Below are 23,125 nucleotides of genomic sequence, written 5' to 3'. Positions count from 1 at the left end.
GCAAATTATCGGGATAAAGTATGGGGCCTGAACTAATCGTCCACCGGAACCCAAAATAAAAACCCGGTATCGCTGGACACCGGGTTTCACAGGCATAGATTCCTTTTGGTCATTTTTCAAGGGACATCAGGGGGCTAGTACAGCCAGCTTGAACACTTCTTCACACCATGTGCGGAAGCTGGTGTCAGAAGGCTGTGCCTTTTGTAAATCGTCGTCGTAGATGCCTTCATTTTGGGCAATGACCATATCCATGTAATCCTTGACCCAAGCCTCCGATCCAAAGCGAGATAGGGTAGCTTTATACTCAGCAATGGAAACCTGCTGAAAGCGAATCGGACGCTCGAGCACTTCAGACAAGACATGCGCCATTTCATTGGGTGTTAAAGAATCGGGGCTGACGACCGGGACACTGTCTTGACCGCTCCAGGATTCATCGAGCAGGAGTGCTGCTGCTGTCGAGGCGATATCCCGGGTTGCGCAGAGCGGGAGCACCTGATCTCCAGCCGTAGGCATATAGAACGTTCCGTGGCTTTTGATGGATTCCAGATCATGAAACATATTTTCCATAAAGTACGGCATACGCAGTGAACGATAGCTTACACCTGTGCTTTCGATGAGCGCGTCCATCTCAAACGCTGCGGTTAATATCCCGGCATTTCTGCTGAAGCCACGCCCCAAGCTGGACACGCCCACCACTCTTTTCACTCCAAGGCTCCGGATGGCTTGGCAAGCCGGTCTGGTGAAGTTCAAATAGTATTCCGTGGAGTTCCCCGATTGAGGGTTCGGAGGCACCAGCCAAAGAACACTCTCTGCACCTGCGAATGCTTTCGAGACGACATCCATGTCATCGTGTGATCCCTGAAAGACTTCGACACGGTCGCGCACCCGCTGCGGCAGCCGGGAAGGGTCCCGGGCAATGACACGGATCGGCTTCCCGCTATCAACGATGCGTTCAAGGACTTGCTGGCCGATTTGACCGGTGGGAGTCGTAATAACGATCATGAACAATTCATCCTTTCATAGGTTATGGCTGGCCCAACTTAGTAGAGAGAGCAGCTAATTAACAGTGTTGTTTAAGCGTCATTTTCGGCTAAACTATACTGTATACATGATATTAGTTTGGTTCAGCCATGCAGGCAATCAGCAGCAAGCCGTTTTCGTTGTGTAGGCAACATCTGCACGATTTTGTTGTTTATTAGGTTATAAGTCCAAGGAGTGATAGCATGCCAGTAAACCCAAACGATCCCCGCGTCAAGCGCACGCGTCAATTATTACTGCAATCCTTTATGGAGCTGATCGAGCAAAAGAAAAATATTTACTCCATTTCCGTGCAGGACATTACCGATCGCGCGACGGTTAATCGGGCCACATTTTATGCGCATTTCGAAGATAAGTATGCTTTCCTGGAGTGTTGGATGAGGCAAAAATTCCAAAAGAAACTGGAGAGGGAATTACCTAATCATTCCATATCCAATATGAGCAGCTTGCGGTCTTTGATTCAAATCGTTTTTGATTTTCTTGCCCTTACCCGGCAATATATGATTCGTACTCCGGAGAACAGTCCGTATGAGCCGCTGTTTGAAAGCGCCATTCATAAAGAACTCTATCAACTCCTGTTCACATGGCTGAGCGAAGAAGCGAAGGCGCCGGAGGCAAAAAAAGCGGTGGAATCCACGGCTCTCCTCATAAGCTGGGGCATATTGGGGACAGCCATTCAGTGGAGCCGAGACCCTGAGCATCGCCCGGCAGAGGAGATGGTGCAGGAGATGCTGGTGGTCGTGGCAGCGGGATTGGCTCCCGTTTTGGAACAATCTTAAAAGGATGATCGTTAACGGAAGGGATGAATACGATGTTAAAAGACAGCAGCCGACCATAAAGATCAGCTGCTGTCTGTGCGCTAAGGAGGCTATGAAGATGAAGAAACGGATTCTAGCCATGCTGACGCTTGGGTTTATGGTTGGCTGCACGGCAAAGCATAATATTTTTACTGTTGAAGGAGAGATCGATACCATAAATTCAGATCTTAAAGAGATCTGCGTTAAGGGTACCTGTGTTCCAGTATCGAAGAATATTGATAAATTCAAAGTCCATGACCTCGTGATCCTCAGGCTGGAGAGCAGCTATACCAGTCAGGACGTGTATGATCCGAAACATATCAAGGTGTTGAGTGTTGAAAAGGTTGAGTAATAATAGTCATTTATAAGCGATGATCATAAACCGGTCAGCATTCGTCTGGATTCCTTTCGGCGTCTGATGTTCGGCAATAAAGCGGTGCAGCGTCTGAAAATCCGACTCCGTCTGTCCAAAGCCGGGGATGATCGGGGTGTGCTTCAGCAAAAAGATCAAGTCTTCGGCCGTCGCATAATACTCCACCGCATCGTATTGCCGGCAATCGATCTGCCGGAATCCGGCTTCCTTCAGTTCGGCGGCATACCGCTCCATAAGCGTTCCCCGCTTGGTATTCCCGGATTGGCCTCTGCCGAAAGCTTGCGCCAGATTGCGTTTGTCGCTTTCGCCGACCTGCTGGGTGAGGAACACCCCATCATCCGCCAGCACCCGGGCCACTTCGGCCGCATTGAACTCCGAATGCCTGCAGCTGATCACCTGAAAGAATCGGTCAGGAAAACCGAGCTTGGAAGCTTCCATCGGCAAGAAGCGGATGTTGGACCTGCCGGACCGTTCCCGGTTCCGGTTGGCGGTGTGAATCATGGCTTCCGAATGGTCGATGCCGATCAGAAGCAGGGCCGCATCCGTCATGCGCAGCAGAGCCTCGCCGCCTCCGGTGCCGATATCCAGTAAAATATCTCCGGCCTTACAGCGGGAGGAAACTTCGCTCCAAAAATTCCACAGGGCATCTTCAACGATCACGCTCAATCGGCTGAAATCCCAGCCGTTCATTTGGCCGACTTCATTGTAAAATTTTTTATAATCAAAAGAATCCATAGATGATTCCACCTTTCAAAAAGTAAGAGAATAGTGACGCATGCAGACGTTGCCGGTTCGTTTCCAAATGGATCAAAGGACAGACGTGTCCCTTGATAGCTGGTACGCGTTTTGACCCAGCCCGGAAATTACATACCTCGAACGAAATGCAGTGCCACGATTCGCTTCACCCCTTTGAAAGAATAGTTACATTATAAAAGGCCTTAATCCCGGAATACAAGGGCAAACGGCAATCCAATGATTGTCCTCCTATGGTTTCGTTCGTATAATGGGTAATGCTATGTTGTGGATGAAATGTAAGGGGCAAGTCTTAAGTCAAAATGAATGGATGGATAGAGCCGGGTATCGGCTTAACCATTTTCAAGGGGGAACAGCGGGTGCCGCTAGAAATTGAACGCAAATTTTTGCTGCCGGAATTCCCGGCGGCTCAGGTTAAGGAAGGAAAACTGCGGATCGTCAAGGAGCAGCTGATCGAGCAGACGTATCTTGCGCTGTATGAAGATCAGGAACTGAGGGTTCGGAAAATAACCGATGCCGTCAGCGGAGACGTAGAGTATACGCATACGTTCAAGAGGGGGTTCGGCATCGCCCGGGAAGAGGTGGAGGTATCTATCGCCGGCGGTTTGTATGACCAGATGATTCAGGCCCATGGAGCCGTCCCTTTGATCAAAAAGCGTTCTACCGCGCTGTGGGATAACCTGCAGGTGGAGATCGATGAGTACGATCAAATCCAGCTGATGGTGCTGGAAGTGGAGTTCGGCTCCGAGGAGGAGGCCGAAAGCTTCGTTCCACCAGAATGGTTCGGGAAGGACATCAGCACAGATAAGGAATACAGCAACAAGAAGGTTTGGCGTGAGCTTCAGTCCCGGCGAAGTTAGGGAATTATGGAGCTCCATTGGCCACGAGACGGATCAAGTTGGGGCCGGAATCAAGAGACCGAAAGGTCTCTTTTTTTGTCCAAGGATGTGGATGCTTCGAATACCCGGATTCCTTATAGCGCAAGAAAAGCTGCCATAGTACAACGGTTTGGCTTCCTTGAATGACGCCGATAGATGTTTTTTTATTTTGATGGTTAAAAATAAATGTTTTTTGGAGGGGGCTTTTTATTACGTTTTGGGCTCACGGCGCCGACATAAAGTATAGCGGTTGCTTTGATAGAATAAAGCGCGCGAAAAGCGGCTTGAATATAGGCTTTACCCTGCGTAAAGCCCGGGGAGCGTTGGGATGAAAAGGCAATGGATTATTTTTATCATTGGCATGCTGCTGGTGCTGTTTCTGCCGGTGTACGCCGTTTGGCAGCAGTTCGTGATGGACAGGCAGCCTACGGCGGTGGAAGGGGTGCTTGACCTCAGCAAGCTAGATCTCGGGCATCACGGAGCGATCAGCTTGAACGGGGAGTGGGAATTTTACCGGAGCCAGCTGCTGACTCCAAAGGATTTTGACCGCAGCGTCACCGTGAAGGAAGACGAGCGTCCAAGGCTGTCCGGGATGGCACGCCTGCCGGGCGCCTGGAACGATTATATTGCGGAGGACGGGCAGCGAATGGCCGCGGGCTACGGGACGTTTCGCCTGATCGTTCAGGTCAAGCCGGGGCAAGCGCTGACGTACGGCCTGCAGACCAACAATATCCGTTCCGCCAGCCGGGTGTTCATGGGCGGTTACGAGATTGGAGCCAGCGGAAATCCTGGGCGTACCGCCGATGACGGCGTTCAGAATAACGTTCCCTTCTTGGGTTTTGCCACCCTTTCAGGCGGACGGATCGAAATTATCGTTCAGGTCGCCAATTACTTGTATACCACCGGCGGCGTATTTACGCCGATCCTGTTCGGGGAGCAGCACGCGATTATGCAGAGCAAAGAGATGTATTTGTTCGCCGACTGGATGACGATCGCCGGATTTTTTACCGCCGCCATATATTTTCTCGGATTTCAGCAAATCCGCAAGAAGGAGCCGGCCTCCCTGCATCTGGGGTTGTTTTGCCTGACGGCGATTGGTTATGTCCTGCTGCATGGGGAGAAGCTGATTGCCGGCATTTTGCCGGGCCTATCCTATGAGTGGGTCCTGAAGAGCCAGCTGATGATATCCGCGCTGATTTACTATTTTTTATTAAAGTTTGTGTCCGCTTCGGTACGCGGCGGTGTTCATCCCATCGTCATGCGTTCTTACGCGTTTCTCGGCGGGGCATCCATCGCGGTTGCGATTATTTTTCCAAGTATTTTGTTCTCAAAAATTGAACCTCTGCTGGTCGCCTTCTCAGCGTTATGCATCGCCTACATTATCGGCATCATGCTGCGGGACCTCCGTCGGCGGCGAAATTCGGGAGAATACCTGCTGACGATTCTCGGCATCATCAGCATCCTCATGGTTATTATCACCAACCTGCTCCCGTTGATCGGGGTCTACGAAGGCATGGTTTTTACTCCCGCAGAAATGTTGATCTTCGTCGTGACTCAGTCGGCCCTGCTCGCCCGGCGCTACGACCGGACGTTTAATGAAGTGGAGCAGCTGTCCCGCAGGCTCCTGACCTTGGATGGTTTGAAGGATGAGTTTATGGCGAACACCTCCCATGAGCTGCGGACACCCGTGCACGGCATGGTCAACATGGCCCAATCTTTGCTGGAAGGGGCCTCCGGGGAACTGAACCGGGAGCAGCGCGGCAATCTCAAGCTGATCATGACGACAGGGAAGCGGCTGACGCTCCTCATCAACGATATTTTGGATTTTGCCAAGCTGAAGAACGGGGAGATCGTCATGAGGCGGCAGTCCGTTGATTTGGCTTCGGTGACCGGTTCCGTGCTGGAGATCATCCGTAATCTCGCAGGGAGCAAACGAATCATGCTGGAGGAAAGCCTGCCGGAGGATCTGCCTTTCCTGCTGACGGACGAGGACCGTCTTCAGCAGATTTTGTTTAATCTCCTTGGCAATGCGGTGAAGAATACTTCCAGCGGAAGTATCCGGATTGCGGCCGGCCAACGGGGCGACGCCGTGCATATCTCAGTGGCCGACACCGGGATTGGCATTGCGGCGGATCGGCTGGAGGCTATTTTTACTCCGTTTGATCAGCTGGACATGCCGGAGGGGCACGAAGCTTCCGGCACCGGCCTTGGGCTCAGCATTACCAAAAGGCTCGTTGAGCTGAGCGGCGGCCGCATTTGGGTCGAATCACAGCTGGGACGGGGCTCAACCTTTCATTTCACCGTTCCTGCCGCCGGTCCAAGACCGAAAACGGCAGATCGCGCAGCAGCCGGCATCTCTTCGGAGCCCATCCGCGAGGAAACGGCTGCGGCGCTGGCGCTTACCGATCCGCAGATGCCTGATCACGGGGCGGAACGCGCAACCGTCCTGATGGTGGACGACGATCCCGTTAATCTTCAGGTGCTGCGCAATCTGCTGGCACTCGAGGGCTACCGGTTGATGACGGCCAGCAACGGTCAGGAAGCGCTGGAAAAGATCCAATCCGGGCAGTCGATCGATCTGGTCATTGCCGATTGGATGATGCCGGGCATGTCGGGCCTGGACCTGTGCCGAAGCGTGCGCCGGCAGTTTTCCCTGTCGGCCCTTCCGATTCTTCTTCTGACGGCCAGAAGCCTGCCGGAGGATGTCCGCATCGGGCTGTCGGCCGGGGCGAACGATTTTCTCCGCAAGCCGGTTGATGCCGAAGAGCTGCGGGCCAGGGTCAGAACCCTGCTGGAGCTGCGCAGGTCGGTCCGGAACGCCATTTCTGCGGAAATGGCCTTTCTGCAGGCCCAAATTAAGCCGCATTTTCTGTATAATGCGCTGAATACGATGATCGCCCTGCTGCCTATCGACCCGGAGAAGACGGCGGGCTTGCTTCACGAGCTCAGCCGGTACTTGCGGGGGAGCTTCGATTTCCGCAACCGGGACCAGCTGACCGTCCTTCGTCAGGAGATGGCCTTGGTTACGTCCTACTTAAACCTGGAGAAGGCCCGGTTTGAGGACCGGCTGCAGGTCGACTACGACATTCAGGCGGATATGAATCGTCTGGTGCCCCCGCTCACGATCCAACCGATCGTTGAAAATGCGGTCAGGCACGGAATCATGCGCAAGGAAGAGGGCGGCAGGGTTCGGATATCGGTGCGAGAGCTGGAAGAGCGAGTGGAAATTGCCGTCGAGGACAATGGGATTGGCATGACGCCGGAACGGATGGAAGCTGTGCGGGAAGGCAGAGCCGGGAACGGCGTAGGGCTGAAAAATATTAACGCCCGCCTGCTGACGCTTTTTGGTACGGAGCTTATGATCGACAGCGATCCGGAGCGGGGAACCGTGGTCCGGTTCCATGTGCCGAAGCAGAAGCAGGGTGACTCTCAGGTGACACAAGAGGAGGACAAGCATGAGAGCGATATTGGTCGATGACGAAAATCCGGCGCTGCTTCAGTTGGATCGGCTGATTCAAGGGGACGGGCGAATCGAGATCGCCGGCAAATTTACGCAGGTCCGGGCGGCACTGGAGCATGCCGAGGGAATTCCGGTGGACATCGCGTTTCTGGATATCGAGATGCCCGGCCTGAACGGGCTGGAGGCGGCGGAACGCCTGCACGCTATACATCCCGGTATTCAGGTGGTGTTCGTGACGGCGTACAATCAGTACGCGATTGAAGCGTTCGAGGTAAACGCGATCGACTATCTGCTGAAGCCGGTTGATCCCGAGCGGTTTGCCAAAACCGTAAGCCGGCTCGAGGCGCGTTTGGCGCCTCAGCAGGAGACGGCGGCACCTGTCCTTGTCCGGCAGGATCCCCAAGTCATTTGCTTTAAGCGGATTGAGGTATTGGATGGCACGGGGAGCGGCAGCCGGCTCAAATGGCGGACGCAGAAAGCGCAGGAGCTGTTCGCCCTGCTGGTGCATCACCGCAACCGGTGGGTCGCGAAGGACCAGATTTTAATGACCCTGTGGCCGGAACTCTCCGCCGATAAAGCGGTGACCCAGCTGCATACTTCCGTGTACCAGGTCCGCAAAATGCTGAAAGCCTGGGGACTGGGCTCCACCGTGGATTACTCCCATGAGAGCTATTGTCTGGTACAGCGGGAAGTCGAGGTGGACGTGGACCGGTTCCTGAGGGATACCGCCATGGAAGAAATCCGTGACCTGCGCGACTTGCAGCGCCTGCAGAGCGGACTGGCCCAATATCAGGGCGACTATCTTGAGGAGCATGATTACGGCTGGGCGATGTCGGCCCGCGAGGAGCTTCGGCGCCAATTCGTGCGCTCCAGCCTGCTGGCCGCCGAATATGAACAAGCCGTCGGACAGGCGCGCAAGGCGCTGGACCGGCTGCTGGGCCTGCAGAGCGTTGAGCCTTTTTCGGATGAGGTTTGCCGGAAGGTTCTGCTCAGTTACCTTCAGGCCGGCGAAACAGGCGAGGCACAGAGGCATTATGATGCGTTTGTACGGGTCTTGTCCGAGGAGCTGGACGCCGAGCCGGAGATGGAGACGATGATGCTGGCGGAGAAGTATTTTCGGATTGGATGAGAGGAGGTGGTGGCTAATCAGGCCGAAGTTTTTTGTTCAGAATCGGTTCAGAGGAATAAAGGAAAATATTCGGGAGTGAAATGACAAAATTCGATAAAACATTTGTATAAACGACAAAAAAATATTCCTGCTAAAAATAATTCGCCGTTTCGGCAATATGATGCAATTATCATGTCGGCATGTGTTGGGTAATTAAGACGATTCCAAGGAATTCTGAGTGTTCTATTACATTTTGGGACTGAGGTCGTACATGAAATGATTCGATTAAGAGAGGTCACCGAAAAAGACGGGCCGTTTTTGTTCGAGGTTTACGCGGACACGCGGGCAGAAGAAATCTCGACTTTCGGCTGGGGAGAAGCGGAGCGGAATGTTTTCTTAAAGATGCAGTATGCAGCGCAAAAGCATTCCTATCTTCATCAGTACCCCAGGGCTGTGCACCAGATCGTTATGTATAACGAGACTCCTGTGGGGCGAATGATTACGGACATGACGGAGGATGCGTATTTACTTGTCGACGTGTCGCTTCACTCCGATTTCCAAAATCAAGGAATCGGAACGTTCCTAATCCGGAACCTTCAGAATTCAGTAGAGCGGGAGCACAAGAAGGTGCGCCTTCATGTGCTGGAGCATAGCCCCGCGCGGCAGTTATATGACAGGCTTGGTTTTCGTTTGATTGGCGAGTCGTTTCCCTATATCACGATGGAGTGGCGGCATGCTGAATCAAGTTACCATATTCAAAGGAGCAATGACAAATGAGTGATCAGTACGTAGGCGAAATCCGGATGTTTGCCGGAAACTATCCACCTGTAGGCTGGGCATTTTGTGACGGTACGACGCTGCCGATCAATGGTTACGAAGCGCTGTACAGCCTGATTGGAACCACGTACGGGGGCGACGGTCAAACTAATTTTAAGCTTCCGGACCTCCGAGGGCGCCTTCCCGTTCATATGGGCAAAAACCCGCAGACACAAACAACATACAACCTTGGGCAGCAGGGAGGCACGGAAAAGGTGACCTTAACCGAGGGGCAGCTGCCGCAGCATACCCATATGCTGAACGCGCAATCGGCGCCAGGGACGTTGAGCAATCCGAGCAATGCGTTTTGGGCAAAGGGCTCCTTAAAACAATATTCCACAGCAGAGCCGGACAGCGCTATGAATGCGGCAGCGATAAGCTCTGAGGGGGGCGGACAGCCTCATAACAATATGATGCCGTTCCTGACGGTTTCATTCATCATCGCAACCGAAGGGTTGTATCCATCACAGGGTTAATGTAAGTCATATATCTACAACGGAGGTAACAATCATGGCTGAACCGTTTATCGGTGAAATTCGGATGTTTGCAATGAATTACGCCCCGGAAGGTTGGGCTCTATGCAATGGGCAGCTGCTTCCGATCCAACAGAACCAAGCTTTATATGCCATATTAGGAACTTCATTTGGGGGCGATGGGGTCAAAAATTTTGCCCTGCCGAATCTGCAAGGAAAGGTACCGGTTCAAAATGCGGCAGGGACAAGGGTTGGACAAACCGGAGGAGAAGAAACGCATACGCTGACCGTAAACGAGATGCCGCAGCATACGCATCTGGCGACGGCTGGAGCGAACGCCACTTCAGCAACCCCTGCAGGTAATGTATGGGGAGGCGGGGCTACACTGGACTTCGAAGTTCAGCCCAATGTACAGATGAGCCCGAATGCACTTGCCGCCAGCGGGCAGAACCAGCCACACAGCAACATGCAGCCTTACACCGTAGTCAACTACTGTATTGCAATAATAGGAACCTTCCCACCCCGAAATTAGCATTTTATGAGAGAGAGGTACGTTACATGGATCCCTATGTAGGAGAAATTCGATTGTTCGCCGGCAATTACGCCCCGCGCGGCTGGGCTATCTGTGACGGCAGTCTGCTGCCCATTCAAAGCAATACCTTATTGTTCTCTGTCCTTGGCGCCCAATTCGGCGGGAATGGGACAACCAATTTCGCTTTGCCGGATATGCGCGGATGCGCACCAATGCACCAAGGAGAGGGCCCAGGCCTAACGCCAAGAAGCTTCACCGGGAAGGGCGGGGATGCTACCGTAACCCTGGACATGACACAGATGCCGAATCATACGCATACCGCCAAAAGCGTTTCTACAGCGACTCTAACGACGCAGGATCCAACAGGGGCTGTGCCTGCTTATACGGGAGGCCGGGGAGGAAGTTCTATCTATTCAGCTACACCTTCCGTACAAATGAATTCGGTTGCAGTAGGGGCTCAAGGTGAAAACCAGCCGCATAACAATATGCAGCCGTATGTTATGCTCAACTTCATCATCGCATTAGAAGGGGTTTTTCCTCCAAAGCAACAATAAGCTGGTAATTAAATTGTATTTACAAGAAAAAAGTGACTCAGGAAGAGGAAAACCGATGAAAAAAAGAGCCACGATGCTCGCCGTATCCACCATGCTTTTACTTTCGCCACAAATGGCGCTCCCTCATAGTGTAAGCGCAGATGCAGGGCCTGTTTCACTTACTCCTAGTGCAGATGCGCTCTGGGATCAAACTGGTTACTATCCGGACTTGGCTGAACTTTTCGTTGGAAATAGCGATCAGGAGTTTGGTGATGAAAGGGCGGCAATCGCTTTTGATTTATCAAGTTATGCGGGAATGAATGTAGGCTCGGCGAAATTAATGATTTACATTAATCAGGTCATTGATACGGATGCGGATACCCTTTCCGTTCCAAGTATCAATCTTTATGGATTGAAGGATTCTACAAAACCAGATTCATGGGGTACCGACTACCCTGGCCTTAATAAGGACAATGATAAAGTTCAGATTTTCACCAAAGTTTTGGATCCTCAAAAAGATACTGGACCGTTGGAAATAGACGTGACTCCGTTCGTTCAAGAACAGATGCGGGAGAATCATCCGAGTCTGACATTTTTGCTAGAGGGTAACGGGAAATCGAGAATGGAGTTTACGTTTCTAACCATGGAGGCTTCTTTAAATAAGCCCCAGCTGACACTTGAGCTATCTTCGAATTCAAAGCCGCCGGTCGTATCGAACCCTTCACTTACCGTTGATGAAGATACAATGTTGACAGGCGGGCTGGTCTTGACGCCTGATCCAAGCGAACCGGCTGAAACTCCAGTTACGCACTTCAAAATTGGCGGCATTACAGGCGGTAAACTGTACCTGCAGGATGGTACAACAGAAATTCCAAACAACAGTTTTATTACCAGGGAACAGGGTGAGGCTGGCTTGAGATTTCTTCCAGACCCGAATGCGAACAGCAGCAACGGCACGTTCTCTTTCAACGCCTACTCTTCCCAGGATATTAACGGCACTGGGCTAAGTCCAGCCACGTCGGTCAACATCACCGTTAACCAGGTCAATGATGCTCCAACAGCTAGTGACGACACCCTTTCACCTTTTGAGGAAGGTTCCGGTCCGATCACGATTCCGGTAGGCGCTTTAACCGGTAACGATTCGGTGGGCCCGGACAATGAATCCGATCAAAAATTGAGCCTCAGCCTAATACCGGACAGCGAAGTTGGCGGAACGGCAGTTTTATCCGACAGCAATGTGATTTTTACACCTACTCCGGGGTTCCGTGGGGAGGCTTCCTTTAGATACAAGGTGACGGATCATGGAAAAACCGGATCTATTGAGGACCCTAAGGAATCCGGTGAAGCGACCGTTTCTTTTAACATTGAGGCACGTGCGGACAAGCCTTCAGTCATCGGATCCAGCACCCAGGAAGATACGATGACATCGACGGGCCTGGTGATTACGCCGGGGAATGACGGCGGCGCGACGGCGAATTTTTATAAAATCACAAGCATTACGGGCGGGACGCTATATAAAGCCAACGGTACAACCCTCATTTCCAATGATGATGGGTTCATTACCACTGCTGAGGGGGCGGCCGGATTGAAATTTAAACCGGATGCCGATGCCAGCGGGACGACCGGTTTTGGTTTTACGGTCCAAGCCGCTCCATTTAGTGATGGCAACAAATTAAGCGATCCGGTGACGGTGTCCATACCGGTATCCGAGGTGAACGACCCGCCGGTAGCTGTTAATGATGTACTGGAGCAGGACATTGCAGAGGAGGACAAGGTTGTCAAGATTCCGATTAGCGAACTGCTTTCCAATGACAGCAAAGGCGCATCAAATGAGAGCGGACAAACGTTGTCCATTGTGCCGGACAGCTTGACGGCTGCTCATGGCACAGCCGTTTTGGACGGCGACTCCATCGTCTTTACCCCTGCACCGAACTATTTCGGTCCGGCAGAGATCAGTTATACGGTGACGGATAACGGAACCACAGACGGCTCGCCTGATCCGAAGACGGCTCCAGCCAAGGTATCCTTCACAATTCAACCTGTAGCGGATGAACCGTCAGTGACAGACGCTGAGACAACAGAGGATAACCAGACTTCCAACGGTTTGGTCATCTCGGGCAATTCCTTGGATGGCGCCGAAGTGAATTACTTTAAGATCACCGGCATTCAGGGCGGGACGCTGTACAAAAACGACGGCACGGTCCCCATCTCGAATGGCGACTTTATTACGGCAAGTGAAGGGCAGGCCGGCTTGAAATTCACCCCTGGAGAAAATGCCAACTCACCGTACGGAGACAAGTTCTCGTTCATGGTACAGGCCGCGGTGGACAAAAGTGATGCGGGGCTGAGCGAAGCGGTATCGGCTAACATTACCGTGTCCGAGGAGAACGATGACCCGGTTGCCGTTGATGATGTGCGGCCGGATATCAATGAGGATGCGGGCGAGGTTCGGATTCCGATCGACGAATTGCTTGCCAACGACAGTAAGGGTGCATCGAATGAGGACGATCAGGAGCTGTCGCTCGAACCGATCGTCAACACTGCTGTAGGCGGGACGGTTACTCTAGAAGGCAAAGTTGTCGTCTTTAAGCCGACCAAGGATTACTCCGGAAGCGCAGGGTTTACTTACAAAATAACCGATAACGGAACCAAGGCAGGCGCTCCTGATTACAAATCAGCCGAGGCTAACGTATCTTTCAACGTCAAATCGGTTGCCGATCAACCGATTGTGACGGATGCTTCCACAACGGAAGACAAACAGACGGATAACGGTCTGGAGATCAGACCCAATGCTGCGGACGGGACCGATGTCCGATTTTTCAAAATTTCCAGCATCAACGGCGGAACGTTATATCGGAATGACGGCGTTACCTCGATTGAGGATGGCAGCTTTATTCCGGTGAGCGCGGGAGAAGCGGGCTTAAAGTTTACGCCTGCCAAGGATGCCAACTCGGCTGCGGCCGATACGTTTTCGATCCGGGTCCAAGCAGCGCTGGATGACCAAGGGACCGGACTCAGCGAGGCTGCTCAGGCAAATATCACAGTAACGGAAGTGAATGACCAGCCGAATCTCAAGGACGACGACTTGGGTTCCATTGAAGAGAACTCGGGTGAGAAGGTCATCTCCTTTGAGTCCCTGTTGGTTAATGACACAAAGGGAGCCGACAATGAATTCGGCCAGACGCTGAAGATTACGGATGTAGGTCATCCGACCGGCGGTACGGTTCGTTTCAATGATGACAAGTCGGCGATTATCTTTACGCCGGCCATCAATTACCGCGGAGCGGCCAGTTTTGAATACACGGTTACGGATGACGGCAAAACGGACGGAGCTTTGGATCCGCAGTCCGCAACAGCGACCGTGAATCTTACCGTCAATGCCCGGGCTGACAAGCCGACGGTTACGCCGGCCTCAACTGCCGAAGATACACAAACAAAAAATGGGCTGGTGATCACTCCGACTTCGGCTGGCGGAGCCGTAACTAATTATTTTAAAATCAGCGGCATTACGGGAGGCACCCTGTACCAGCAAAATGGCCAGACTCCGATTCTCGACGGTGACTTCATCACCGTGTCCGAGGGGGGAGCCGGTTTGAAATTCACACCGAATCCGGATGCGCACGGTACGACCGGCTTTGGCTTCCTGATACAGGCCGCACTGGATACCAACGGGTCGCTGCTGAGCGATGCGGTTACAGCTACCGTTGCGGTTACTGAAGTAAATGACGCGCCTGTGGCTCAGGATGACAACATGCCAAAGGTGAAAAAAGGGACGGGAAAGGTCATCATTCCATTTCCCGATCTGACCGGCAACGATTCGGCAGGTCCGCTGGATGAAAGCCAGCACCAGACGCTGTCCGTAGTCGACGTCGCAGATCCGGTCGGAGGTGATGTATCGATCGTGGACGATCATGTGAAATTTATTCCGGATCCTGCGTTCTCCGGTAAGGCATCCTTCACGTACGTCGTGGTAGACAACGGCCAAACGGACGGTTCCGATGACTTTCAAACCGCCTCCGCCCAAGCGAGCTTTGACATTCTGGATGAAGACCAGCCGGTCATTACGCTGAATGGCGACTCGACGATTTATTTGCCGAAGGGTCAAACATATGACGAACCGGGCTACTCCGCTTACGATGAAGTGGATAAGGATCTGACGGATGGGGTTGTGGTAACCGGTTCGGTCGACTCCGACACCCTTGGAACGTATATCCTTCATTACAACGTCGCAGACAGCAGCGGAAATCCGGCGCCTGAGGAGACACGCACCGTTCAGGTCGTTTCCAGCAATCTTTCGTCGTTGACGGTTGGCGGGTATTCCATCTCTCCGGCGTTTGATCCGGACAAGCGGGAATACACTCTAAACGTGCCGAGCAGCGAAAAGACGGTTACGGTTGCTGCCATTGCAGCCGATCCAAGTGCTACTCTTGTCATGAACGGGTTTCCACAAGGCAGCAGCGGATCGCAAACGGTCAACCTCAAGGTCGGCAGCAACGAAGTGACCATCGTCGTGACGGCACAAGGCGGGTCGACGCGAACGTATACGCTGCAAATTAACCGCCAAGCGAGCGGCAATGGCAACGACAACGGCAATGGCAGCGGTAATAATGGAAATGGGAACAGCAATGGCAATGGTAACGGCAGCAGTAACGGGAGCGGAAATGGCGGCGGCAATGGTAATGGTCATGGTAATGGAACCCGCCAAGCCAAGGTCATCACTGACCAGGATAATGCGAATGGCATCGTCCAGGTCGACATTACCCGAGCCACCAACGCAAGCGGGAAAGTCGTTGATTCGGTGGCCCTGAAAGGGACGAAGGTCGACGAGGTTGTCGCCAATGCAGCCGGGGACAAGTCGAAGGTTGCCCGCATCGTCATCGACGATATTCCGGGCCAACCGGCGGACGAAGTCGCCGTGAGCGTGTCGGCTGAGGCAGTAGGCAAGCTGAACAAGGCGGGGCTGAGCCTTGTCATCGAAGCGGAAGGCGCACGGATTACATTGCCAGCAGGGACGGTGAACCAGCTGAACTCGGACGGCAAAGATTTGTACTTCCGCGTCGTGCCTGTCCGTCAGTCAGGGGCGGCTCAAGAGATCAAGGACCGTGTCATCGATGCCAAGGAACTCCAGCAGTATGTTCGCAATAGCGGCACACGTGCGGTGGGACAGCCGATGACGATCGAAACGAACTATGCCGACCGGCAGACCAAAGTCATGTTTCCGCTCACCGGTATCGATATTTCGGCGGATCCTCAGCAGCAGGCTGCTTTTCTGAACGGCTTAGCGATCTTCGTGGAGCACAGTGACGGGCAGAAGGAAGTGAAGACCGGGGAGCTGGTGTATGAAAACGGCAAGCCGATCGGACTCGAGATCCGTGTGGAAAAATTCAGCACGTTCACGTTTATCTCGACGGACGCGGACTACCAAACTTACGTCCACTATATTTCCGGTTACCCGGACGGCACGTTCCGTCCGGCGGCTCCGATCACCCGCGCCGAAATGGCGGCCCTGATCGCGCGCCAAATGCAGCTGAGCGATTCGGCGTCGGCGGACGCCTACCCGGATCTGGCGGCGACGCATTGGGCGGCCAAAGCGGTGCTGGAGTTGACCGCGGCGGGCATCGTGTCCGGCGATGATCAAGGCCGCTTCAAACCGGAGCAGGGCGTGACCAGAGCCGAAATGGCGACGATCGCCGCCCGTTTGAAAGGGCTCGAACCATCGGCCGTAGGAAGCGGGTTTAAGGATGTCGCAAGGGGCCATTGGGCCAGTCAGGCGATTACCGCCATGCAGCAGGCCGGATTGATGGCCGGGTTTGAGGACGGCACGTTCCGTCCCGCCCAGCAGCTCACCCGGGCGGAGGCGGTGTCGGTCGTGAACCGGCTGTTCGGACGCCCTCTGCTGAAAGGTCAGAAGCTATCCGTCTGGCCTGACGTTCCAGCGTCCAATTGGGCTGCGGCGGATATCGAATCGGCCTCAAACGACATTCAAGTCTTGAAAGACGGCAGTGTCCGTATCGAGGATGCGGATGCCAAGGAAGTACAGTAATTTAGCACACTAGAAGGACTGGTCCCCCAAAGTGGGGGCCAGGCCTTTTTTATCGCCAACAAACAGACTAGCCGTACAGGTATACCTCACCTCCCGACCGATATAGGCGCGCCCAATGACCAGATTGTATGATCGCCCAATCGATGTCCTTTTTGGGGAGCGCAGCTTGCGGCAGCTGTGATATGTTAGAACCAAGGAGGGATCGGCGATGGTGGGTTTTCAGGAGCAGGAGCTGCAGGATTGGATCCGTTATTTTGAAAATAAAAATACTTCCTTCTGCACATGGACCGGAGGCACCCAAAGCGAGGAAGGCGTGATAACGATGCCTTATCCGGTATACGACGCCGGGGTTCAGCGCTTCATCGCAGCCGTCAGCGGCAGCGGACTGATGATGAAGGATTATTTGCAGCAGCTCGAGAAGGGGGATGCTCTTGCGCCGGAAGCGATCAGCGGGCTGGAGATGCCCCGTGATATGGAATTGCTGCGGGCGGTGCTGACCTATTTCGTCCGGCAGGAACGCTTTTGCGACGGGTTATGGGAGAAGGCGATCCGGGAAGGCATTTTCCTGAGCATTTTGTATAAACTGCGGGAGGCTGAGCGGGGATCAAGGCCCGGAACCTAACGGGGGAACGACTGGACTATCCGAAAAACATACGCTGGAATAATAAAAGCGGCCCATCCGGCCGCCTTTCTTTTTTAAACTCACTTTCGGGCTTGTGATAATCATCGCTTAAATGCCCCCGGCCTACTCTGATGGGATTTTTCCTTTTACCTGCTTTAACGTCGCTACGATCAAAAAACTGACGATTACCAATAAGAGCCATGAACTTACTTTTCCAAGATGAACGAGACTCCAGGCCTCGGCCTGATTCGGGTATTGCCAGGCGCCAAAGAACGTGGCGATATTTTCTGCGACCCAAATAAAAAATCCGATAAGCACAAAGGACAGGGCAAGCGGCATACGGTAACGCGTTCCGTTCACCTCATATTGAACCCAGGACCGCCAAAAGACAAGGATGACAAGTCCGGATAACCACCAACGGACATCAATCCAGAAATGGTGTATGAAAAAATTCAAGTAGATCGCAGCGGCAAGGGGGACAACGACCGCAAACGGCGGCCAATTCATCAGTTCAACCTTGAGTCTTCTCCACGCCTGGCAAAGATAACTCGCTACGCTGGCATACATGAACCCGCTGTATAAAGGGACGCCGAATATTTTGAAATATCCTTCTCCCGGGTATGACCAAGAGCCCATATGTACCTTGAAAAGTTCAAGAGCCAGCCCGATCAGATGGAACATCGTGATCACCTTGAGTTCGTCGCGTGTTTCGAGTCCGGAGCGAACCATCCACCACTGCATCAGGAGGCAAATGATCAGCAGCCAATCATACCTGGGCAGAAAGGGGAGGGGGATGATTTTTGTCAAAGCCAAGGAGGCAAAAATCACGACCGGGAACAAACAGGATAAAGCCTGCTCCCAACCGAATCGAACGAGCTGCTTGAACGCTCTGATGACCGGTGACTCCATCATTCGGCTATGATCCATCATGTTCTTCATCACTCCGATACTCTAAAATGTCTCCGGGTTGACAATCCAACGCCTTACAAATCGCCTCTAACGTCGATAATCGAATCGCTTTCGCCTTCCCGTTCTTCAATATAGACAGGTTAGCCATGGTGATTCCTACCCGTTCCGACAGCTCGGTTACGCTCATTTTCCTTTTCGCCAGCATTACATCGATATTGATTACGATAGCCATTGTTTTCACCTCAGACCGTTAAGTCATTTTCCGATTTGATATCGATTGCTTCCTTCAGGAGCCTCTGAAGAACGGCGGCAAAGAAAGCGATCACCATGGATGCAAAAATAATGACTAGTCCGATTAAAATGACACCCGGAGCGTCGTCTGCCTCCGCAATCAGATACAGGAGGGGCAAGCCGGCCACATACAAAATACTGATAGCGACGGCACAGTATTTGATATTCTTTAGCGCACTTACGGACAACTCCGAGAAGGCTTCATTTCTGTCGATATAAATCAACAGTCTAAAGGATTGATACAGAGCGAGGTAAAAAGGGACTGCCGATGCATACAAGTCAACAAACACGAGATATTTGAGATAGGCATGATCCGGATACAATTCTGCTGCGAAATTCGCGATCCCGGGCACCACAAAGATGCACAAAGCAAGGATCGGCAGTCCGATCAGAAACACAGCCACCTTTAAGAAGAGAGTCGACACCCGTTTCATAAAAACACCTCTTAATCATTATTGTTCCTCGAATTTAGCATATCATTTATCGTTTTACAATAAATAATTAATGAATAAGATTATCATTTTGTTGTTAGTCGAGTTAAGGATCTCCTCAAACGAATGATGTATAAACAAAAAAAGCCATGTTTGCTCATGGCGTCTTGATGGCGGTTATTGGAGCCTCCCATATTGCTTTGCATAAGATAGGGTTCGATGGTATAACTTTTTGTCTTTTAAAAATTTTAGCGGATAAATTTGGGGCCGTGTATTGACCTCCAATATCCACAGCTTCTCCTTGTTGTCCACCGCTACATCCAAACCCAGTTCCTGAAATCCTTTGAGATGGCGGTCAAAATTTTTTGCTACTGAAACTCCTAACTGCTTCAGCGCTTCTTCCGTACTTTGAATGGAGGCCGAATGAAATCCCGCGCCTGTCAGCGTTGGCTGAAATAAACCGAGGCTTCCTCCCTGGTTATAGTTCGTTGCAATCTTCCCAGGACTCCCGATCTTTGCGAAGACGGCCGTACTGATCCACTCCCCTTTTTTCGTTTTCTGCACCATCACGCGAATATCGAACAGCTTTCCGTTCGTTTTAGCTAATGGGATCCCCTTCTGTAACAAATACGGCCTTTTATTAGAAAAGCGGGAAAGCATATGATATAGCTCGTCAGCTGTTGCGAAGAAGGATTTTTCTTTCTTGAATTGGGTTTGGTACCCATTGTTCTTTTTATTGATCCGAATAATGCCCGCCCCGCCGGACCCATGCGTTGGTTTGAAGTAAACGGTTGAATATTTGGAAAGCATGGAGAACAGGTTTTTTCTATCAAAAGTTGCCGTGTGGGGGACATGTTTCCGTAAATCGCCCTGCTCTAATAACCAATTTGTTTTCTTCCATTTATCGCTGATCGAGCTGCTTTTGTACTTAGCCATACATACCACCACCTTCCTGACCTAACATATGAATGCAGAGATGTGCTTGCAACGATATCTGTCTATAGTGGCGATAAGAACGGAAAAAGTTAAAGTTCTATCCGCTAGCAGATCAAAAAAGGCGGCTCATCCGCCGCCCCTTCGCCCATTATATGAAATGGCGTTCTTTAAAAATCCGTTTTGCCTCGAATACCGCGTTCAGCACCCGGGGAAAGCCGATGTACGGCGCGCATTGGATGATGGCTTCCACAATTTCGCCGGCGGTCAGCCCGACATTCAGCCCGGCGTTGATGTGCACGTTCAGCTGCGCTTCGCATCCCCCTTGCGTCGTCAGGGAAGCGATCGTAATCAGTTCGCGCTGCCTCAGGTCCAGCCCCTCCCGTGAATAAATGTCGCCAAAGGCAAATTCGATGACGTATTTCCCCAGGTCCGGGGCGATATCGCTGAGCGAGTCTATAACACGCTGCCCGCCGTCGCCATCGACTTCCAGCAGCTTTTCCCATCCGCGTTCGTAACGTTCGTTTGTCATTGTTTTTTGACCTCCTGAAATGATGTTTTAACCGCTTCGTGAGTTATATGCTACAGCTTTGAGCGCGCTCTAAAGCAAGGCTTTTTTTGCATGGAATTTTGCCATTTCAAGGAGACGCAAGGAATTAAAGAAGATCGAAGCAAAAGGCCCCGCTGTGCAGGGGATTTAGTGATATAATGCAGCCATGGAGAACCAATACACGATTCAGCAGATTTCCCAAAAAACCGGTCTGTCCGTGCATACGCTGCGTTACTACGAGCGGATTGGCTTGTTGGAAGGGGTACCCCGGGATGAGCACGGTTACCGCCTGTACCGGGAGTTCGATTTGTTATGGGTTGAATTTTTGATGCGGTTAAGGGGAACGGGAATGCCGATCAGCGAGATGAAGCGGTTTTCGGACCTGCGGAGCGAAGGCGATTCCACGATAACGGAAAGGCGGGAAATGCTGGAGGCCCACCAGGCGCACATTCATGAGCAAATGCGGGTGCTCCGGGATCATTTGCGAAGTATTGACGATAAGATCGATCATTACAAAGGGATGGAAAAAGAACAAAACCAGGCGGTGCCACCCAACGTGCCGTCTGGGAAATGAGCAAAAAGAGGCCGCGCTGGCCTCTTTTTGTTGTCTGCACCATTTCGTTCATTCCGAGGGAATACACTAAATCTCATTCCGAGGTAATTTTGTCCGTCCCGCATCCGTGCTCGTCTTAGTCTGCTGTGAAGACAAACGATATAAATTGTTTTATATAAACTTAACTAAAATGGTTAATATCAGTTTACATAGTTCATTCTACGCGCTATAATCTCCTTGTAAATGAGAAACGAGGAGGAATTGGCGTGAAATCGATTTTGATTACGGGTGCTTCGTCGGGTATTGGAAAAGCGGCGGCACAGTTTTTTCAGCAGCAGGGGTGGAATGTCATTGCGACGATGCGTTCGCCGGAACAGGAAACCGGACTGCGGTCCTTGGAGCGGGTGCTGGTGACCCGTTTGGATGTGGAGCGGAAGGATACCATCGAGGCGGCGGTAGCAGAGGGGATTGACCGGTTTGGGCGGATCGATGTCCTGCTGAATAACGCGGGTTATGCGGCATTCGGCGCTTTTGAAGCGGCGACCGACGCCCAGGTACGTAAACAGTTTGATGTCAACGTCCATGGCGTGATGCAGACGACCCGGGCGCTTCTTCCACATTTCCGGGCCCAGGGCGGCGGAACGGTGATCAACGTCTCGTCGGCCGGCGGCAGGGTGGCTTTCCCGCTGCTGTCGTTGTACCACGCGAGTAAGTGGGCGGTGGAAGGCTTCTCCGAATCGCTCTACTATGAGCTGGCTGAACACAACATCCGGGTGAAGCTCGTAGAGCCGGGCAACGTGGCGACGGATTTTACCGGACGTTCGCTGGATGTGCTGAAGGACGATTCGCTGGAGGCGTACGCAGCCTATACCGGCACCGTTATGAAAAAGCAGCTGGAGAGCTTCGAAACCCAGTCGTCCACACCGGAGCACATCGCAAAGACGATTTACGAGGCGGCGGCCGATCCTTCTCCCCGGTTCCGGTATATCGCCGGTCCGGACGCCGAGTTCCTGCTGGACTTGCGCAGCAGGGTGCCGGAGGAGGAATTTATGGCCGGTATTGCTCAGCAGTTCCGGTGATAGGGGGCTCACCCCCGAGCGCCGGTGTAGGGGGGGCGCTGCTGCTCCTTTGAATCAGCTAGATAACCAAAAGAGGCGTGCCGTAAGGCGGCACGCCTCTTTTTTTGTTTCCTCCACACAAGCTGGGTATTTTTAAAGGTCACGAGCGGGGGGGAGTAGTGCTGGTGGCGGCGATCGCGAAACAATGGCCAGCAGTTAAAGTGAGGAGACGAGGTCAGTCTCCTCAAGCCCCTCAGAGGCAGCAGTCCCCACCACCTGAACTCCAAAGAGGGAAAGCATATGGGGTGGAAAGTCTACGTGCCGCCTTTGAAGCCATGTTCCCACCTCCTTATCTCATCAAGGAACACGGCTTCAACAGCGGCTGGAGCCCCAAATGCGTCCCTCCCCGAGCACAAAAGTCTGGGTTTCGTTGCTGCTTCTTCGAGGCGCCTCGGTCCCAAAGAAGATGCACCGCCGTCTGGGTTTCGTTGCTGCTCCTTCGAATCGACCAATGGCCAACCTAAAAGAGGCGTGCCGTAAGGCCACACGCCTCTTTTTTGCATCCTCCCCACAAGCTGATTATTTTTTAAGGTCACGAGCGAAGGCGTTGTGCTGATGCGGTAACCGAAGGAGAAACAATTGGCTAAGCAGCAGTAAGAAGCAGATAGGGGCGTTCTAGCAGCTACCCCAAGAGCAGCAGTCCCCGCGACCTGAACTCCAAAGAGGGAAAGCATATGGGGTGGAAAGTTCACGTGCCGCCTTTGAAGCCGTGTTCCCACCTCCTTATCTCATCAAGGAACACGGCTTCAACAGCGGCTGGAACCCCAAATGCGTCCCTCCCCGAGCGCAAAAGTCTGGGTTTCGTTGCTGCTCCTTCGAATCGACCCAATGCTCCCATGGCAGATGCAGCATGAGTCTTTTTTCCAACGACACCCACACGCCCCCAACCTTAAAAAATAACCAGCCCACCCCTG

The 23,125-nt window shown here is 52.5% G+C and carries 20 protein-coding genes and 1 pseudogene; 14 read left to right on the top strand and 7 right to left on the bottom strand.

Annotation, left to right across the window (positions count from 1 at the left end):
* Nucleotides 1-126: 126 nt before the first annotated feature.
* Entirely contained in the window at nucleotides 127-1,002 is an 876-nt protein-coding gene (locus KI379_RS24930; RefSeq protein ID WP_212985250.1) for an NmrA family NAD(P)-binding protein, read from the bottom strand.
* Nucleotides 1,003-1,223: 221 nt separating this feature from the next.
* Between KI379_RS24930 and KI379_RS24925 the strand changes: the two genes are divergently transcribed.
* A complete protein-coding gene (locus KI379_RS24925) occupies nucleotides 1,224-1,817 on the top strand; it encodes a TetR/AcrR family transcriptional regulator (RefSeq protein ID WP_076173772.1) in 594 nt (197 codons plus the stop codon).
* 97 nt (nucleotides 1,818-1,914) lie between these two features.
* Entirely contained in the window at nucleotides 1,915-2,187 is a 273-nt protein-coding gene (locus KI379_RS24920; RefSeq protein ID WP_212985249.1) for a hypothetical protein, read from the top strand.
* Nucleotides 2,188-2,193: 6 nt separating this feature from the next.
* On the opposite strand, the gene KI379_RS24915 is transcribed toward KI379_RS24920, so the two are convergent.
* Nucleotides 2,194-2,943: a class I SAM-dependent methyltransferase gene (locus KI379_RS24915; protein WP_212985248.1), complete on the bottom strand. Its 750-nt coding sequence runs from the start codon at nucleotides 2,941-2,943 to the stop codon at nucleotides 2,194-2,196.
* 377 nt (nucleotides 2,944-3,320) lie between these two features.
* Here KI379_RS24915 and KI379_RS24910 point away from each other — a divergent pair, with 377 nt between their 5' ends.
* The 10 genes and pseudogenes from KI379_RS24910 (at nucleotide 3,321) to KI379_RS24870 (ending at nucleotide 17,426) form a co-directional block, all read left to right on the top strand.
* On the top strand, nucleotides 3,321-3,821 hold the full coding sequence (locus tag KI379_RS24910) for a CYTH domain-containing protein (protein WP_212985247.1): 501 nt from the start codon (nucleotides 3,321-3,323) through the stop codon (nucleotides 3,819-3,821).
* Between the two features lie 346 nt (nucleotides 3,822-4,167).
* The gene (locus KI379_RS24905) at nucleotides 4,168-7,317 is read left to right on the top strand and encodes a hybrid sensor histidine kinase/response regulator (protein WP_212985246.1); all 3,150 of its coding nucleotides are present in this window, start codon (nucleotides 4,168-4,170) and stop codon (nucleotides 7,315-7,317) included.
* Nucleotides 7,295-8,428, top strand: a complete 1,134-nt coding sequence (locus tag KI379_RS24900; RefSeq protein ID WP_212985245.1) for a response regulator — start codon at nucleotides 7,295-7,297, stop codon at nucleotides 8,426-8,428. Before KI379_RS24905 ends, KI379_RS24900 begins: the two co-directional genes overlap by 23 nt.
* Before the next feature lie 255 nt (nucleotides 8,429-8,683).
* Nucleotides 8,684-9,184, top strand: coding sequence for a GNAT family N-acetyltransferase (locus KI379_RS24895; RefSeq protein ID WP_212985244.1), 501 nt, complete (start codon nucleotides 8,684-8,686; stop codon nucleotides 9,182-9,184).
* The gene (locus tag KI379_RS24890) at nucleotides 9,181-9,699 is read left to right on the top strand and encodes a phage tail protein (RefSeq protein ID WP_145140817.1); all 519 of its coding nucleotides are present in this window, start codon (nucleotides 9,181-9,183) and stop codon (nucleotides 9,697-9,699) included. Before KI379_RS24895 ends, KI379_RS24890 begins: the two co-directional genes overlap by 4 nt.
* Before the next feature lie 34 nt (nucleotides 9,700-9,733).
* On the top strand, nucleotides 9,734-10,228 hold the full coding sequence (locus tag KI379_RS24885; protein ID WP_212985243.1) for a phage tail protein: 495 nt from the start codon (nucleotides 9,734-9,736) through the stop codon (nucleotides 10,226-10,228).
* 26 nt (nucleotides 10,229-10,254) lie between these two features.
* Nucleotides 10,255-10,782, top strand: a complete 528-nt coding sequence (locus KI379_RS24880; RefSeq protein WP_212985242.1) for a phage tail protein — start codon at nucleotides 10,255-10,257, stop codon at nucleotides 10,780-10,782.
* A 55-nt stretch (nucleotides 10,783-10,837) separates the two neighbouring features.
* Nucleotides 10,838-11,428, top strand: a pseudogene (locus KI379_RS34365) (DNRLRE domain-containing protein); the annotation flags it as partial.
* Nucleotides 11,429-11,527: 99 nt separating this feature from the next.
* The gene (locus KI379_RS24875) at nucleotides 11,528-16,804 is read left to right on the top strand and encodes a tandem-95 repeat protein (protein WP_244879429.1); all 5,277 of its coding nucleotides are present in this window, start codon (nucleotides 11,528-11,530) and stop codon (nucleotides 16,802-16,804) included.
* A 208-nt stretch (nucleotides 16,805-17,012) separates the two neighbouring features.
* Entirely contained in the window at nucleotides 17,013-17,426 is a 414-nt protein-coding gene (locus KI379_RS24870; protein WP_212985240.1) for a DUF6508 domain-containing protein, read from the top strand.
* Between the two features lie 123 nt (nucleotides 17,427-17,549).
* On the opposite strand, the gene KI379_RS24865 is transcribed toward KI379_RS24870, so the two are convergent.
* The 5 genes from KI379_RS24865 to KI379_RS24845 form a co-directional block, all read right to left on the bottom strand.
* Entirely contained in the window at nucleotides 17,550-18,320 is a 771-nt protein-coding gene (locus tag KI379_RS24865) for a DUF817 domain-containing protein (protein WP_076173978.1), read from the bottom strand.
* A 22-nt stretch (nucleotides 18,321-18,342) separates the two neighbouring features.
* Nucleotides 18,343-18,567 (bottom strand): helix-turn-helix domain-containing protein, encoded by a 225-nt coding sequence (locus tag KI379_RS24860; protein WP_105441995.1) that lies wholly within the window; start codon nucleotides 18,565-18,567, stop codon nucleotides 18,343-18,345.
* Between the two features lie 10 nt (nucleotides 18,568-18,577).
* Nucleotides 18,578-19,060, bottom strand: a complete 483-nt coding sequence (locus KI379_RS24855; RefSeq protein WP_212985239.1) for a DUF2975 domain-containing protein — start codon at nucleotides 19,058-19,060, stop codon at nucleotides 18,578-18,580.
* Between the two features lie 174 nt (nucleotides 19,061-19,234).
* On the bottom strand, nucleotides 19,235-19,993 hold the full coding sequence (locus KI379_RS24850; protein ID WP_212985238.1) for a YheC/YheD family protein: 759 nt from the start codon (nucleotides 19,991-19,993) through the stop codon (nucleotides 19,235-19,237).
* Between the two features lie 148 nt (nucleotides 19,994-20,141).
* Entirely contained in the window at nucleotides 20,142-20,522 is a 381-nt protein-coding gene (locus KI379_RS24845; protein WP_212985237.1) for a carboxymuconolactone decarboxylase family protein, read from the bottom strand.
* 184 nt (nucleotides 20,523-20,706) lie between these two features.
* On the opposite strand from KI379_RS24845, the gene KI379_RS24840 reads away from it, so the two are divergent.
* The gene (locus KI379_RS24840) at nucleotides 20,707-21,114 is read left to right on the top strand and encodes a MerR family transcriptional regulator (RefSeq protein WP_076173763.1); all 408 of its coding nucleotides are present in this window, start codon (nucleotides 20,707-20,709) and stop codon (nucleotides 21,112-21,114) included.
* A gap of 245 nt (nucleotides 21,115-21,359) precedes the next feature.
* Nucleotides 21,360-22,172, top strand: a complete 813-nt coding sequence (locus tag KI379_RS24835; RefSeq protein ID WP_212985236.1) for an SDR family oxidoreductase — start codon at nucleotides 21,360-21,362, stop codon at nucleotides 22,170-22,172.
* The last annotated feature ends 953 nt before the right edge of the window (nucleotides 22,173-23,125 follow it).

Source organism: Paenibacillus cineris (genome assembly GCF_018333335.1).
Taxonomy (GTDB): domain Bacteria; phylum Bacillota; class Bacilli; order Paenibacillales; family Paenibacillaceae; genus Paenibacillus_AQ; species Paenibacillus_AQ favisporus.
Note: the sequence above shows the minus strand (reverse complement) of the source record. Positions and strands in the feature narration are given on the sequence as shown.